Below are 14561 nucleotides of genomic sequence, written 5' to 3'. Positions count from 1 at the left end.
ATTGATCAATAATGATCACTCGCATCGGCGCCGATATTGTCCCCGCGCCGAATTGCAGCAGTCGTCATAACCTCCCATCCGCTGTTTCACGTTTCGATCGCTATCTCGCCTCGAAGGGGTCTCCATGACTCAAGAGCTGATTCTGCGCGCGCCGGAAACATTCATCACCGACTCGCCCGCTGCACTGGATACGGCCCGGCCGCCATTGCCGACGCATCTCGCCGTCATCCTCGACGGCAACCGGCGCTGGGCGGACCGCCTCGGCCTGCCGGCCGCCGACGGCTATCGGGCCGGCGGGCGCAACGTGCACGCGCTGCTGTCGTGGTGCGAGGAAACCGGAATCCCGTTCGTGACGCTGTGGCCGCTGTCCACCGAGAATCTCCAGCGCGACGCCGGGGAATTGCGCGACCTGCTCGCGGTGATCGGCGACGTCTTCGACGAGCTTGCCGCCTGCGGCCGCTGGCGCCTGCACGTGATTGGCGACCTGACGCAGTTGCCGCCCGCCACCGCCGAGCGCATCCGCGCCGCGCAGCAACGCACGGCCCACGCGCGCGGGCTCGACGTGAACATCGCGGTCGCGTACAGCGGCCGCCTCGACCTGCTGCACGCGGTCCGCTCGCTGATCGCGGAGCATGTCGCCGCCGGCACCGTCGAGCAGTTGCTCGCGCAACTCAGCCCGGAGCTGATCGCGAGCCGGCTCTACACGGCCGGCCAGCCGGAGCCGGACCTCGTGATCCGCACGTCGGGCGAGCAGCGCCTGTCGAATTTCATGCTGTGGCAAACCGCTTTCTCGGAGTTCTATTTCACGCCGACGTGCTGGCCCGATTTTGGACGCGACGATTTCGAACAGGCCATCGATGCGTACGGCAAGCGCGCGCGCCGGTTCGGCAAGTAGCGCCGGACCGTCCTTCATGACACCCGTTGTCACCCGCCATCCGCGAGGCACGCCATGTCCACCGTTGAAACCGTTACCGCCGAAGCCGCCGCGCCCGCGCTCGTGCTGCCGCACCTGTTCCACCCGTTCGACACGCCCGTGCATCCCGACGCCGACCGCGCCGAAGCCGACCTGCTCGCGTGGATGAACGGCCATGGCTTGCTCGACGATCCGCGCTGGGCCAACGGCATCCGTCACGGCAAGGTCGGCGAATACTGCTCACGCGTCTATGCGCACGCGACCTTCGACGGCCTGTGCACGACGAGCCGCGCGTATGGCTGGATCTTCGCGATCGACGACGGCCTGTGCAGCCTGCACGGCGTCGCGCGCGCCCCGGGCGAGCTCGGCGCGCTCTACCTGTGGCTGTACGAAATGATCGCCGACCCGACCGGTCATGATCCGGCGCCGCTGCGCGCCGCGCTGGCGGGGCGCCTGCCGCACCTGGCCGCGTTCCTGCCCGCCCTGCAACGGGCGACGCAGGACATCTGCGCGCGTATCGCCGCTGCATCCACACGCGTGCAGTACGCCCGCTGGGTGGCGGGAATGATGACGTTCCTGTTCTCGACGCTATGGGAAACCGGCCGGTTCGCGACCGACGTCGTACCCGGCGAGGCCGAGTACCTGTCCGGTCGCACCTATAACGGCTGCGGCGAAGGCGCGTTCGCGCTGATCGACATCGCCGCGGGCTACGAAGCGCCCGCCGCGTTCTACGCAGACGAAGAAGTCGAGCGCCTGCGCAAGCTGTCCGGCCTGATCCTGTGCCTGTGCAACGACATCTTTTCGTATCCGAAGGAGGCCGGCGAATCGAGCAGCAATCTCGTCTGCGTCTTGATGCACGAACGCGGGCTCGCGCCGCAAGCCGCGCTCGACGCGGCGGCGGACATCCACAACGGCTATCTCGCGCGTTATCTCGATCTGGAAAAAAAGGTGCGTGCGCGCACCGACGATCGCGCGTCGCTGCGCCTGCTCGACGAGGCCCGCACATACATTCGCGGCAACTACGACTGGCACTTCGGTTCGCCGCGTTACGGTGCGGCGAAACACTACGACCTGTCCCGTGCGCTGCGGCCCGGACAGACGAGCGCCGCGACATGACCTGTCGCTCGGCGACGGATGAAAACCGGAAAAGCAAAAAAATCAGCGAACATCCACACGGGGCCGGTGCACAGCCGCGTGGATGTTCGCTCAGGGCTCCGGGTCTCCCGATGGGGGTTGAGAGTCCCGGATTCGCTTCCTGCGTGCCATGGACATATGTGCGTCGGAAGCGGAATCGTTGCGCGCACTTGTCGTCGCGCCATGAACTGCACTATAGGGAAACTTGCGAAACGCATCTGTCAACCATTGTCAGACGCGTTGCAGCCGCACGTCGCACGCGCGCGCCGCTTTCGCGCTAAAGTGGTTCCCGATCGCCACCCTCGACCGTCCTGCCGATGCTCACGCTCTCGCCCGCCGCCGCCCGCGCACTGCATCTCGCCGCACAGGGCCTGCTCACGCCGCCCCGCCGCAAGGCCACCAAGTCCGACGTGCTCGACACGATCCGCCGGATGGCGCAGTTGCAGATCGACACGATCCACGTCGTCGCGCGCAGCCCGTATCTCGTGCTGTTCAGCCGGCTCGGCAATTTCTCGCCGCAGTGGCTCGACGAACATCTCGCCGAGGCGCGCCTGTTCGAATACTGGTCGCACGAAGCGTGTTTCCTGCCGATCGAGCAGTTCGGGCTGATGCGCTACAAGATGCTCGATCCGTCGGGGATGGGCTGGAAATATGCGGCCGAATGGCATGCGCAGAATCGTCCCGAGATCGAACGGCTGCTCGCGCGGATTCGCGCGGAAGGCCCGGTGCGGTCGGCCGATTTCGCGCGCGAGGACGGCGTGAAGGGCAACGGCTGGTGGGACCGCAAGCCCGAGAAGCGTCACCTGGAAGTGCTGTTCACGACGGGCGACCTGATGGTGTCGGAGCGCCGCAATTTCCAGCGTGTGTACGACGTGCGCGAACGCGTGCTGCCCGGCTGGGACGATACGCGCGACCTGCCGCCGCGCGAAGCCGTGCTGCCCGCGCTGCTCGACTACACGTGCCGCGCGCTCGGCGTCGTGCGCGCGGACTGGGTGGCCGACTACTATCGGCTGCCGCGCCGCTCGTACCGCGCGGAGCTGGAACGGCTGGCGGAGGCCGGCGACCTGATTCCGGTGCAGATCGACGACTGGAAGGAACCGGCCTACGTGCATCGCTCGCTCGATGCGTGGCTGCCGGCCGCCGCGGCCGACACGTTGCGCTCGACGGTCACGACGCTGCTGTCGCCGTTCGATCCGGTCGTCTGGGACCGGCGGCGCGCGTCGACGCTGTTCGGTTTCGATTACACGATCGAGTGCTACACACCCGAGCACAAGCGGCGCTACGGCTATTTCTGCCTGCCCGTGCTGCATCGCGGCCGGCTGGTGGGCCGCGTCGATGCGAAAGCGCATCGCACGCTCGGCACGTTCGAACTGAAGGCCGTGCACGTCGAGCCGGGCGTGCGCTTCGGCACCGGGCTCGCGGCCGACGTCGCGAAGGCCGTGAAGAAACTCGCGGCGTGGCACGGCACGCCGGAGGTGACGGTCAGGCATGCACCGCCGGAACTGGTGAAGGCGCTGGCCGACACGTAACGCGCACAGGTTCGCGCGGCCGGCCCGCGCGGCGGCGTACGCGCCGCCGGCCGCGGATCAGTCGCGCAGCTTGCGAAAACGCGGCGTGCCGTCTTCGAGATTGCCGTTGAACATGGCTTCCGGCCGCACCCACAGCCCGCGCGCATGCGGCCACAGATGCTCGTAGACGACCACCGATTCCTCGGTTTCGGAATGGCGGGCAACGCCGATGTAGCGGTACAGGCCGCCCTTGTAGTGGCGGTGCGTCGCGAGCTGTTCGGCTTCCTGTTCGGTCATGGTGTGCTTCTCTTCGGCAAAAAGGGAAAGCGCGTATTGTATGCGCTGCGCCGCCCGTCAGCGTGTCGTGTAGATGTCGGGGCGGCGGATCTCCATCAGCCGCTCGGGGTTCGCCGGCGGACCGAAACCGACCGGCCGGTACAGCGCGTGCGCATCAGTCGTCGCGAGCATGATGCGGCGCAGCCGCCGCACCATCTCCTGCGCGAATATATGGTCGATCAGCGCGCGGCCGTAGCCGTTGCCGCGTTCGGCCGGCAGCACGAACACGTCGCACAGGTACGCGAACGTCGCCTGATCGGTGACGAGCCGCGCGAACCCGACGAACCGGTCGCCGACGTACGCGCCGAAGCACAGCGAACCGTCGATCGCGCGCTCGACCACGTCGCGCGGAATGCCCTGCGACCAGTACGCGTCGCGATGCAGGAAATCGAAGATCGCGTCGATGTCGAGTTCGCGCTTGTCGGTGGAAAATCTCAGCGTGGCGGGGGTGGCTGCGGGCACGTCTGTTCTCCGGTCGGGACGGAAGGCGGAGCATCGACGATACCGCGCTGGCGAGTGGCGGACAAGGGGCGCAACGATCCACCGCGGACGAACGGTCGTACTCTGCCGGCTTCGATTCGGTGACAATGTCATCGCCCGATAAACCTGCCACGCTGCATCATGACCTACCGCCTCATCGCCTTCGACTTCGACGGCACGCTCGCCGATTCGCTCGACAGTTTTCTCGCCGCGCTGTCGGAAGCGTCGCGCCTGCACGGCTTTCGCGACGCCACGCCCGAACTGCGCCCGGCGCTGCGCGGCATGTCGGCGCGCGACATCATCCGCGCGCTCGACGTGCCGATGTGGAAAGTGCCGCGCGTGACGATCGACATGCGCCGCCTGATGCAGCCGCGTGTCGCGCACGTGCGGCTGTTCCCCGGCGTCGACGAAACGTTCGACGCGCTCGCCGCGCGCGGCATCCGCATCGCGATCGCCACGTCGAATACCGAGGCGATCGTGCGCGACCGGCTCGGCCCGCGCGCCGGCGCGCGCGTCGACCATTTCGCATGCGGGATTCCGCTGTTCGGCAAGGCGCGTCGTCTGCGCGCGCTCGTTCGCGAGGCCGGCGTGCGCGCCGACGAAGTGCTGTACGTCGGCGACGAAATCCGCGATGCCGACGCGGCACGGCGTGCACGGATCGCGTTCCAGGGCGTCGCGTGGGGCTATACGGCGCCCGACGCGTTGCAGGCGCATTGCGCGACGCCGTTGCTGCCGCGCCTCGACGCGCTGCTCGAACGCGTGTAACGCGTTCGCCGCGCCACGCGCGCATGCAGCCACGGCAGCCGCCACGACAACATCACGTCGATGAAATGCGGATGACACGCACCTGCATCTCATGCATTGCATGCGCCACGCGCGCGCAAAAATTGCCGCCACCGCACGCGCATCAGGTACGCGCTACCTGCCTGCGCGCATGCCCATCGATTCGTCTTACCAACCGTTACACAAGCCACAGCACGGTTGCACCTGCTACCCGAGCGCTCTCCTAGAATCAGTCGGGCCGGGAAACACTTCGAACGCCGCCGCGGCAGAGTGGCCATCGAATCCGGCCCGGGCGCGCCCGGTCTCTCGCACAGCGACGGATCACACGATCCGTTTTTCAACCAGAGCCCCGATCGAAAGGAGGTCCCATGAACCGCTTTCCCCCCATCTCGCGCCTTGCCTTGTCTGCCGCCGGCCTGCTTCTCGTCGCCGTGACGGCGACCGCGCAAACCGCGCAACCGGCCCCCGCCGCGTCCGCCGCGCCGGCTGCCACCGCGACGCGCATCCACGAAGCCGACCAGACCTTCATCACGGACGGCACGAAAACCGTGTCGACCCAGCACGACGCCGCGCGCATCGCCGATTCGCGCACGTCGGACAGCCAGGTCAAGGCCTTCGCGCAACGCGTGTCGACCGACGATGCGAAGATCATCCAGGCGATGCGCGCGGCGAGCCCGCGCGGCGTCGACGTGCCGGCCAACGACCCGGACACGACCGTGCTGAACAGCATCAAGAGCTTGCGCGGCGCCGACTTCGACAAGGCCTACATCGAACAGGTCGCGCTCGCCGGCCAGCAAAAGGCGATCTCGGCATTCCAGGCCGAAATCGCATCGGGCCGCGACACCAAGCTGAAGGAAGTCGCACGCCAGGCGCTGCCGATCCTGCAGGCGCACTATGCAGACGCGCAGAAGCTCGCGCAGCGTCATCACCTCGCATCGGCGCAGTAACACGATGCAGCGCCGCGCATCGTGCGCGGCGCACCGCCCCCTGTCGCGTCGCCGCCTCCCCTGCCGGCGGCGCGGCACACGTTACGTCGCCAGCTTCGCGTCGAGCCGCGCACGCACTTCCGGCCATTCGTCGTCGATGATGCTGAAGCGCACCGAATTGCGCTTGCGGCCGTCCGGCATGATCCGTTCGTGACGCACGATGCCCTCCTGTTTCGCACCGAGCCGCAGGATCGCCGCGCGCGATTTCTCGTTCAGCTCGTCCGTCGTGAACTGCACGCGTACGCATCGCATCGTGTCGAACGCATAGGTCAGCAGCAACCACTTCGCTTCGGTATTCGCCCGCGTACGCTGCGCCGATTCGCTCAACCACGTATGGCCGATCTCCAGCTTGCGATTCGTGCGATCGATCTTCCAGAAGCGTGTACTGCCGATGGCGCGACCCGATGCGCGATCGACGATCACGAACGGCATCACGGTGCCGGCCGCGCGGCCCTGCAATGCCGTATCGATGTAGGCGTCGACCGTCTGCGCGCCCGGCACGACCGTGACCTTCAGGTTCCACAACTCGCCGTCGGCTGCAGCGTCCAGCAGCGCTTGCCGGTCGGACACGTCGAGCGGACGCAGGACGACACGTTCGCCGACGAGGGTCGGTTGTTCGAGGGAAGACGATGCGTCGGTCATAACGGGATTCCGGAAAATGAGGACGATGGCGGCAAAACGCCCATCATACGGTGCCGCTAGCCGAGGTGCGCGGCGAGCCGGCGGCGGATCGCCTTCGCTTCGCCGCGCAATGCATCGGCGAACGCATCGACGAGCAGGCTCTTCGGCCGGTGCTCGGGCACGATCACGCTGACCCGGTACGGAAACGACCGCGTCAGCGGCCGCACGTGCAGATCGCGGCCGACGAAATCGAGCGCCGTGAGCGGGTTGACGATCGCGGCGCCGAGCCCTTGCCGCACGAACGCGCACACCGACACCGCCGACGGCGTATCGACCACCGAGCGCGGCGCGACACCGAGTTGCGCGAACGCCTCGTCGATCAGGATGCGGTACGGATCGTTCAGCGACAGGCTCACGAACGGGCGGTCGGCGAGATCGAGCAAATCGATCGCGTCCTGCGCGAGCAGCGGATGGCCGTCGGGCAACACGCACACTTCATCGACTTCGAGCAGCGGCGTGAGCACGGTGCCGGCCGGCGCGACGTCGTGCTCGGTCAGCCCGAGGTCGTAACGCTGCGCGGTGAGCCACTCCTCGAGCACCGGCGACTCCTGCGTCGCGACCGACACGCTGACACCCGCATGCGCGTCGTGAAAGCGCCGGCACGCGCCGGGCAGGATCGCGTGCGAGAACGCCGGCAGCGCGATCACCGACAATTGCCCGTCGCGGAATTCGCGCAGGCGCGCGGCCGTCGCCGCGACGCGTTCGAGCCCCACATACGCGAGCCGCACGTCGTCGAACAGCGTGAGCGCGGCCATCGTCGGGCGCAGCCGGCCGTGCGCGCGTTCGAACAGCGCGAAGCCGACGACCTGCTCCATCCGCGCCAGTTCGCGGCTGATCGTCGGCTGCGACGTGTACAGCATCTCGGCCGCGCGCGTCGTGCTGCCGGTGACCATCAGCGCACGGAACACCTCGATATGACGGTGCGTCAGCATGATCATATATATCAGGAATGAATCGAATGAAGATAAATCGGCATTTTACTGTATAGACGATCAGGCGCATCATCCCGCTATCCGTTCATTCCATCCGGTTCATCCGCCATGTCTCTCGATTCCCGCCAGCTCGCGACGCTCGCGCAGCAATACGGCACCCCGCTGTGGGTGTACGACGCCGACGTCATCCGCGACCGCATCGCCCAACTGCGCCAGTTCGACGTGATCCGTTACGCGCAGAAGGCGAATTCGAACGTCCATATCCTCAAGCTGATGCGCGAAGAAGGCGCGTGCGTCGACGCCGTGTCGCTCGGCGAGATCGAGCGCAGCCTCGCGGCGGGGTTCAGCCCGGCAGGCGAACCGGAAGGCGTCGTGTTCACGGCCGACCTGATCGACCGCCCGACGCTCGCGGCGGTGCTCAAGCACGGCGTGACCGTGAACGCCGGCTCGCTCGACATGCTCGCGCGCATCGGCGAGCACGCGCCCGGCCACCGCGTGTGGCTGCGCGTGAATCCCGGGTTCGGCCACGGTCACAGCAACAAGACCAACACCGGCGGCCCGCAGAGCAAGCACGGCATCTGGATCGACGACGTACCGCGCGCGATCGAGATCGTGCGCCAGTACGGGCTGAAGCTGGTCGGCATCCACATGCACATCGGTTCGGGCGTCGACTACGGCCACCTGTCGCAGGTGTGCGATGCGATGGTCGATCTCGTCACGTCGCTCGGCCACGACATCGATGCGATCTCGGCCGGCGGCGGCCTGTCGATCCCGTATCGCGACGGCGAACCGCGCGTCGACGTCGGTCACTACTTCAGCCAGTGGGACGCCGCGCGCAAGCGGATCGAACGGCATCTCGGCCACCCGGTGCGCATCGAGATCGAACCGGGCCGCTTTCTCGTCGCCGAAGCCGGCACGCTCGTCACCGAGGTGCAAGCCGTCAACCGTCGGCCGAAGCACGATTTCGTGCTGATCGACGCGGGCTTCAACGACCTGATGCGCCCGTCGATGTACGGCAGCTATCACGCGGTGTCGGTACACGCGCACGATGGCGCGCTGCCCGCCGGCCGGCCGCTCGTCGATCTCGCGATCGCGGGGCCGCTGTGCGAATCGGGCGACGTGTTCACGCAGGATGCAGGCGGCGTGGTCACGCACCGCAAGCTCGCGCAGCCGCAGATCGGCGACCTGCTGTTCCTGCACGACGCGGGCGCGTACGGCGCGTCGATGTCGTCGAACTACAACAGCCGGCCGCTCGCGCCGGAAGTGCTCGTCGATCGCGGCACGCCGCGACTGATCCGCCGCCGGCAGACGATCGGCGAATTGCTCGCGCTGGAAACGTTCGAGTAACCCGCGCCCGGCGTGACGAACGCCCAACGGCCAGGCTTGCCGCTACCGGCAGCCTGGCCGTTTTGCCTTGGGCCGCGTCATCGGGTGCAGGATCGAGCGCATGTCGCGATCATGCGCATCGGTGGCAATCGGCTTACGGCCAGCCTCGCACCGGAGGGCGTCGGCCTGATGCGCGGCACGCCGCTGCGCCTGCGTCACCCCGCACGCTGCACGGGCGCCATCTTCGAGAAGTACTTCGCGCCCGCCACGCAGCCGACCACGACGACCGTCACGACCACCATCGACGGCGGCACCGTCTCGTGCAGCAGCCCGGCCGCGAGCAGGAGGCCGAAGAACGGCTGCAGCAGCTGCAACTGGCCGACGCCCGCGATCCCGCCGAGCGCCAGCCCGCGATACCAGAACACGAAGCCGATCAACATGCTGAACAGCGACACGTACGCGAGCCCCCACAGCGCGGCGGCGTCTACTCCGTCGAACGACGCGGGCCAGGTCAGCCACGTGAGCGGCAGCATCAGCGGCAGCGACAACACGAGCGCCCACGAGATCACCTGCCAGCCGCCGAGCTGGCGCGACAGGCGCGCGCCTTCCGCATAACCGAGCCCGCACGCGACGATCGCGGCCAGCATCAGCGCATCGCCGACCACCGACGCCTGCCCGCCGTTACGCAGCGCGAACGCGGCCACCGCGCCGCTGCCGACGATCGAGAAGATCCAGAACGGCAGCCGCGGCCGTTCCCCGCCGCGCCACACGCCGAACAGCGCGGTCGCGAGCGGCAGCAGCCCGACGAACACGATCGCGTGCGCCGACGTCACGTGCTTCAACGCAAGCGCCGTCAGCAACGGGAACCCGACCACGACACCGAGCGCGACGATGGCCAGCGACACGGCCTCGGCGCGCGACGGCCGCCGCTGCTTCAGCACGACGAGCAGCAGCAGGCCGAGCGCACCGGCGATGGTCGCGCGGGCGAACGTCAGGAACAGCGGGTCGAGCCCTTGTACCGCGACACGCGTCGCGGGCAGCGAGCCACTGAAAATGATGACGCCCAGCAGGCCGCTGAGCCATCCGTCGGTCGTCTTTTGCACGGTCGATCCTGAATGGGGAAATGGATGATGGATGACCGATGATCCGCCGCCGGCGAAAACGGCGTAAGCTACAGCCCAATACAATTCAGACAAACTGTACTGGACAACCGGCCGTACAGTTCATTGTTCGCCATGAGCCATTCCGCCCCGATTCCCGCTCCGCCCGCGCCGTCGCGCACGCGCGTGGAAACCGTCATGGATACGTTGCGCGCGCGGATCTCGAGCCGCGCGCTGATGCCCGGCGCGCGCGTGCCGTCGATCCGGATGATGGCCGATGCGCTCGGCGTATCGAAATCGACGGTCGTCGATGCGTACGAACGGCTCGCGAGTGAAGGCGTGCTCGTCGCCCGACGCGGTTCGGGCTTCTATGTATCGGGGCACGCACCGCCGCTCGCGCTCGCGGAACTCGGCCCGCGCCTCGATCGCGCGCTCGATCCGCTGTGGCTGTCGCGTCAGTCGCTCGAAGCGGCGCCGACGTCGGTGAAGCCCGGCTGCGGATGGTTGCCGTCGTCGTGGCTGCCCGACGAAAGCCTGCGGCGCGCGTTGCGCGCCGTGTCGCGCGACGAAGCCGATGCGCTGACCGACTATGCGACCCCGCTCGGCCTGCCCGCGCTGCGCCAGCAGCTTGCGTGGCGGCTCGCGCAGCACGGCGTCCACGCGGAACCCGCGCAGATCATGCTGACCGACGGCGGCACGCACGCGCTCGACCTCGTGTGCCGCCTGCTGCTGGAGCCCGGCGATACGGTCGTGCTCGACGATCCGTGCTACTTCAACTTCCAGGCGCTGCTGCGCGCGCATCGCGCACGGATCGTCAGCGTCCCGTTCACGCCGAACGGCCCCGATCTCGTGCGCTTCGAGCAGGTACTCGCCGAGCACCGGCCGCGCCTGTACATCACCAACGCCGCGCTGCACAACCCGACCGGCGCGACGCTCGCACCGCCCGTCGCGCACCGGCTGCTGACGCTCGCGGCCGAGCACGGGCTGCTGATCGTCGAGGACGACATCTTCGCGGATTTCGAGAGCACGCCCGCACCGCGCCTCGCGGCGTTCGACGGGCTGTCGCGCGTCGTGTCGATCGGCAGCTTCTCGAAGACGCTGTCGGCCGCGATCCGCTGCGGCTATGTCGCCGCGCGTCCGGAATGGATCGACGCGCTCGTCGACCTGAAGCTCGCGACGTCGTTCGGCAATGCACAGATCGGCGCGAACGTCGTGCACCGGCTGCTGATCGACGGCACGTACCGGCGCCATCTCGACAGCCTGCGCGCGCGTCTCGCGGACGCGATGGGCGAAACGATCCGGCGCCTCGCGCGGGCCGGGCTCGGGATCTGGACGGAGCCGCGCGGCGGGTTGTTCGTGTGGGCGCAATTGCCGGACGGGCTCGACGCCGCGCGCGTCGCGCGTCATGCGCTGGACCATGACGTGGTGCTCGCGCCCGGCGACGTGTTCAGCGCGTCGCGCAGCGCGACGTCGTACATGCGCTTCAACGTGTCGCGTTGCAAGGGTCCGGCGGTGTTCGATGCGCTGGCGCGGGCGATGGAGGCGGTGCGGGTGGTGGAGCGCGGCGGCGCGCCGGCGAATGCCGGCAGCCGTGTACTGGCCGGCAAGTGACGCGAACCTGCCGCGCAGCGGCGGGATGGCCCGCCGCCTGCGTCACACCTCCCCCGCATGCGCCCTCGCCCGGACCTCGGCGAACGACGTATCGACGAGCAAACGCCCGGTGTCGAACACCGTCTCGAGCGCCTCTTCCCATTCGCCTTCCAGCACGCGATCATCCCACGCGACCGGCAACGTCACCGTCCGATACTCGCCGGTGCGCCAATTGCGCAGCAACGTCAACCGCCCCTGCTTCGAGCGCTTGCCCCGATCGGTGACCGGATCCTTGCGAACGTCGTGCCATACGCCATCACGCCGGATGGCCGAACACTTCATCGCGAAGCGCTGCGTATCGCGGTTCACGCGCTGCAACAACGCACCGCCCATGCCGAACACCACGTTGCCGGCCGCATAGCCGGCATCGTCGAGCGCGGCGAGGATCGCCTCGATCGACTGCTCGTCGACACCGTCGCCCTGGATCACGCGCACGCGGTTCAGCACGCGCCGCCCCTTGCCGTTCACGGTCGAACCGAACGACGCGTCGAGCGCGCGCACGGTCTGCAACACGATCGTCACCGGATCGCCGGAATCGGGACGCACGACGAGCGTCGCGCCCGAATCGAGCACCGCCTGCCGCAGTTCGCCACCCCACAGATCGAGCGCGGCGAACAGATCATAGGAGTCCGACACGACCGATACGATCGCACCCGGCAAACCGAAGCGCCTGATCATGTTGCGGTACGCATCGGCCTCGCCCTCGCGCCCCCACGACGTGATCGTGCTGTGCTCGGCCGCCGGCACCGAGTAGGCGGCCATCGGCTCGCGATAGAAGCGGTTCGCGGCCAGCACGCCGAGCACCGTGTCCGAGCCCATGAAATTCACGAGGTGCGCGGCGCCGCCGATCGCGGCCGATTCTGCGCTCGACACGCCGCGCGCGCCGAAGTCGTGCAGCTTGAACGGCAGTTGCGCGAGATCGTCGTCGGTCCGTTCGAGGAAGCGGCGAATCGTCTGCCGCAGGTGCCAGCTGCGGGTCGCCACCGTCACCGGATACCAGATGCGCAACAGCATCGTCTCGAGATACGACGCGAGCCAGAACACCTGCGGATCGTCGCATTCGACCGTCATCAGCACGTTGTTCACCGGCACGATCGAGCCTTCCGGCACCGCGCGGATCCTCACCGGCAGGTAACCGTCGTAGTGCTCGACGACATAGCGCCATCCTGCTTCGTTGAACGGCTCGCCGTGCACCGTGAAGAAATCGCGCGCGTCGTCGATCATCGCGTGCGTCACCGGCTTGCACAGGTACTGCTTCAGCAGCATCTGCAGGCCGAAGAACAGCGTGCGGTCGTAACGGCCGCCGCGCGATTCGACGTACGAGAACATCGCCGATGCGTCCGGCGGATACTGCAGGAAGTGGGAAGCCTTGTACGAATCCGTGTTGAGAATCGGATTGGCGAGAACCGCGGCAAAGCCGCCGGGATCGTTTTGCATGGCTAGAGCTCCTCTAGGCCGTTGAAGTGCCGCCGCGTCTGTCGCGGCGGACCGATGCGGGGAATCAGCGCGTCACAGCTTCCCCAGGAAGTGATACGCGATGTCGAAGTGATCCTCGAACATCACGTTGCGCATCTGCGCGAATTCGTTGAGCGGGACCCAGCGCGCCTTGTCGGCGTCGTCGCTGCCCTTCACGCGCGGCAACTCGCCGGTCGGGAAGTTGAACAGGCACGCATGCGTGATCGTGCGGCCACGCAGCGAACGCGTCGGGTGATCGAACACCTGGCGATCCTTGATCGAGCCGCGCAGCACGGGTTCCGGCAGCTTGAGGCCGGTTTCCTCGCGCAGCTCGCGGATGCACGCCGCATCGAGCCGCTCGTCCTGGTTCACGAAGCCGCCCGGCAGCGCCCACAGGCCGCGGCCCGGTTCGCTGCGGCGGCGCACGAGCAGGATATGGCCCGAGTGCACGACCACCGCGTCGACCGTCACGAACGTGACGGGATACGGCGCGGCCGCCCACGCCTTGCGATACGCGGCGATGAATTCGGCTTCCGACTTCAGTTGCGCGAATTCCGGCTGCGTGCGAAAACGCTCGAGCCAGCCGAACACGGGTTCCGGCACGGCCCACTGCACGAAGCTGTTGGTGCGTTCGGCGAAATACTGGTCGCGGATCTCGGTGGCGGAAATGTCTTCCGTCGCGTCGACGTCGACGAGCTCCCATTGCGGGAACATCCGCAGGTAATACGAGGTGGCGTCCTTCTCGTGGCCGATCAGCCCGACCTTGCGTTGCGCGACGTCGCCGAGCACGACGGCCACCGCATCCTGCACCCAGCGCACCCAGTCGCCGTCGTTGTAGGTCGAATCCTGCAGCGGTGCGATCGTCACGCGATCGCGCTCGGACGCGTCGAGCAGCGAAGCCAGCATCTGGCGACGCTCGTCGAACGAGAACGGATCCTTGATGGTGCGGGGCTTGTCGGTCGATCCGATCAGCACGCACACGCGCTCGGCCCGGCTCAGTGCCGACTTCAGCACGTTCAGGTGACCACGATGCGGAGGCTGGAAACGACCAATGAAAACGAGCGCGTCGAAGCGCCGGTTCTGTTGCGTACTCATGAGGCTCCCTCAAGAGATTGAAACGCTCCGGGTCTGTCCCGAAGGGTTGAGATGAATCCTAGGGGAATTCCCGAGGGACGTCAATCGAGCCGATTCGAGCCTGCGCTCGACTTGACGAAGTCTGACGAAACACGCGTTATTGGCGAGTTACACTCGATTTCATCCCAATCCGCGCCACGGCG

Annotated in this window: 14 protein-coding genes; 7 read left to right on the top strand and 7 right to left on the bottom strand. The window is 67.5% G+C overall.

The window, feature by feature from the left end; all coding sequences use genetic code 11:
• The first annotated feature begins 124 nt into the window (after positions 1–124).
• The 3 genes from uppS (at position 125) to DTA15_RS16655 (ending at position 3576) form a co-directional block, all read left to right on the top strand.
• Positions 125–895 (top strand): polyprenyl diphosphate synthase, encoded by a 771-nt coding sequence (gene uppS, locus DTA15_RS16665; protein ID WP_006491193.1) that lies wholly within the window; start codon positions 125–127, stop codon positions 893–895.
• 54 nt (positions 896–949) lie between these two features.
• Positions 950–2029, top strand: coding sequence for a terpene synthase family protein (locus DTA15_RS16660; RefSeq protein WP_006491212.1), 1080 nt, complete (start codon positions 950–952; stop codon positions 2027–2029).
• 335 nt (positions 2030–2364) lie between these two features.
• Positions 2365–3576 (top strand): winged helix-turn-helix domain-containing protein, encoded by a 1212-nt coding sequence (locus DTA15_RS16655; protein WP_006491213.1) that lies wholly within the window; start codon positions 2365–2367, stop codon positions 3574–3576.
• 57 nt (positions 3577–3633) lie between these two features.
• Here the strand turns inward: DTA15_RS16655 and DTA15_RS16650 are convergent, their stop codons facing one another.
• Together DTA15_RS16650 and DTA15_RS16645 are read right to left on the bottom strand one after the other, a co-directional pair.
• Positions 3634–3852 (bottom strand): DUF1653 domain-containing protein, encoded by a 219-nt coding sequence (locus DTA15_RS16650; protein WP_006480837.1) that lies wholly within the window; start codon positions 3850–3852, stop codon positions 3634–3636.
• Positions 3853–3909: 57 nt separating this feature from the next.
• Positions 3910–4353: a GNAT family N-acetyltransferase gene (locus tag DTA15_RS16645; protein ID WP_006491201.1), complete on the bottom strand. Its 444-nt coding sequence runs from the start codon at positions 4351–4353 to the stop codon at positions 3910–3912.
• Between the two features lie 159 nt (positions 4354–4512).
• On the opposite strand from DTA15_RS16645, the gene DTA15_RS16640 reads away from it, so the two are divergent.
• Both DTA15_RS16640 and DTA15_RS16635 read left to right on the top strand, forming a co-directional pair.
• The gene (locus tag DTA15_RS16640; protein ID WP_006491197.1) at positions 4513–5136 is read left to right on the top strand and encodes an HAD hydrolase-like protein; all 624 of its coding nucleotides are present in this window, start codon (positions 4513–4515) and stop codon (positions 5134–5136) included.
• 386 nt (positions 5137–5522) lie between these two features.
• Positions 5523–6101 carry a DUF4142 domain-containing protein gene (locus DTA15_RS16635; RefSeq protein WP_006491198.1) on the top strand — a complete coding sequence of 193 codons (579 nt, stop codon included), beginning with the start codon at positions 5523–5525 and terminating at the stop codon, positions 6099–6101.
• Positions 6102–6182: 81 nt separating this feature from the next.
• On the opposite strand, the gene DTA15_RS16630 is transcribed toward DTA15_RS16635, so the two are convergent.
• Together DTA15_RS16630 and DTA15_RS16625 are read right to left on the bottom strand one after the other, a co-directional pair.
• Entirely contained in the window at positions 6183–6782 is a 600-nt protein-coding gene (locus DTA15_RS16630; RefSeq protein ID WP_006491209.1) for a GNAT family N-acetyltransferase, read from the bottom strand.
• 56 nt (positions 6783–6838) lie between these two features.
• Positions 6839–7753 (bottom strand): LysR family transcriptional regulator, encoded by a 915-nt coding sequence (locus tag DTA15_RS16625; protein ID WP_012493476.1) that lies wholly within the window; start codon positions 7751–7753, stop codon positions 6839–6841.
• 108 nt (positions 7754–7861) lie between these two features.
• Between DTA15_RS16625 and lysA the strand changes: the two genes are divergently transcribed.
• Entirely contained in the window at positions 7862–9100 is a 1239-nt protein-coding gene (lysA, locus tag DTA15_RS16620; RefSeq protein WP_006491202.1) for a diaminopimelate decarboxylase, read from the top strand.
• A 194-nt stretch (positions 9101–9294) separates the two neighbouring features.
• On the opposite strand, the gene DTA15_RS16610 is transcribed toward lysA, so the two are convergent.
• A complete protein-coding gene (locus DTA15_RS16610; RefSeq protein WP_006491199.1) occupies positions 9295–10182 on the bottom strand; it encodes a DMT family transporter in 888 nt (295 codons plus the stop codon).
• 132 nt (positions 10183–10314) lie between these two features.
• On the opposite strand from DTA15_RS16610, the gene DTA15_RS16605 reads away from it, so the two are divergent.
• Positions 10315–11790 (top strand): aminotransferase-like domain-containing protein, encoded by a 1476-nt coding sequence (locus DTA15_RS16605; RefSeq protein ID WP_021033516.1) that lies wholly within the window; start codon positions 10315–10317, stop codon positions 11788–11790.
• A gap of 42 nt (positions 11791–11832) precedes the next feature.
• On the opposite strand, the gene DTA15_RS16600 is transcribed toward DTA15_RS16605, so the two are convergent.
• Together DTA15_RS16600 and DTA15_RS16595 are read right to left on the bottom strand one after the other, a co-directional pair.
• Positions 11833–13266 (bottom strand): nicotinate phosphoribosyltransferase, encoded by a 1434-nt coding sequence (locus DTA15_RS16600; protein WP_006491207.1) that lies wholly within the window; start codon positions 13264–13266, stop codon positions 11833–11835.
• Between the two features lie 72 nt (positions 13267–13338).
• A complete protein-coding gene (locus tag DTA15_RS16595) occupies positions 13339–14379 on the bottom strand; it encodes a bifunctional nicotinamide-nucleotide adenylyltransferase/Nudix hydroxylase (RefSeq protein WP_006491208.1) in 1041 nt (346 codons plus the stop codon).
• Positions 14380–14561: the final 182 nt, after the last annotated feature.

Origin of the sequence: Burkholderia cenocepacia, from assembly GCF_900446215.1 — a bacterium.
Taxonomy (GTDB): Bacteria; Pseudomonadota; Gammaproteobacteria; order Burkholderiales; family Burkholderiaceae; genus Burkholderia; species Burkholderia cenocepacia.
The sequence above is the reverse complement of the archived record's forward strand: the minus strand, read 5'-3'. Positions and strand labels throughout refer to the sequence as shown.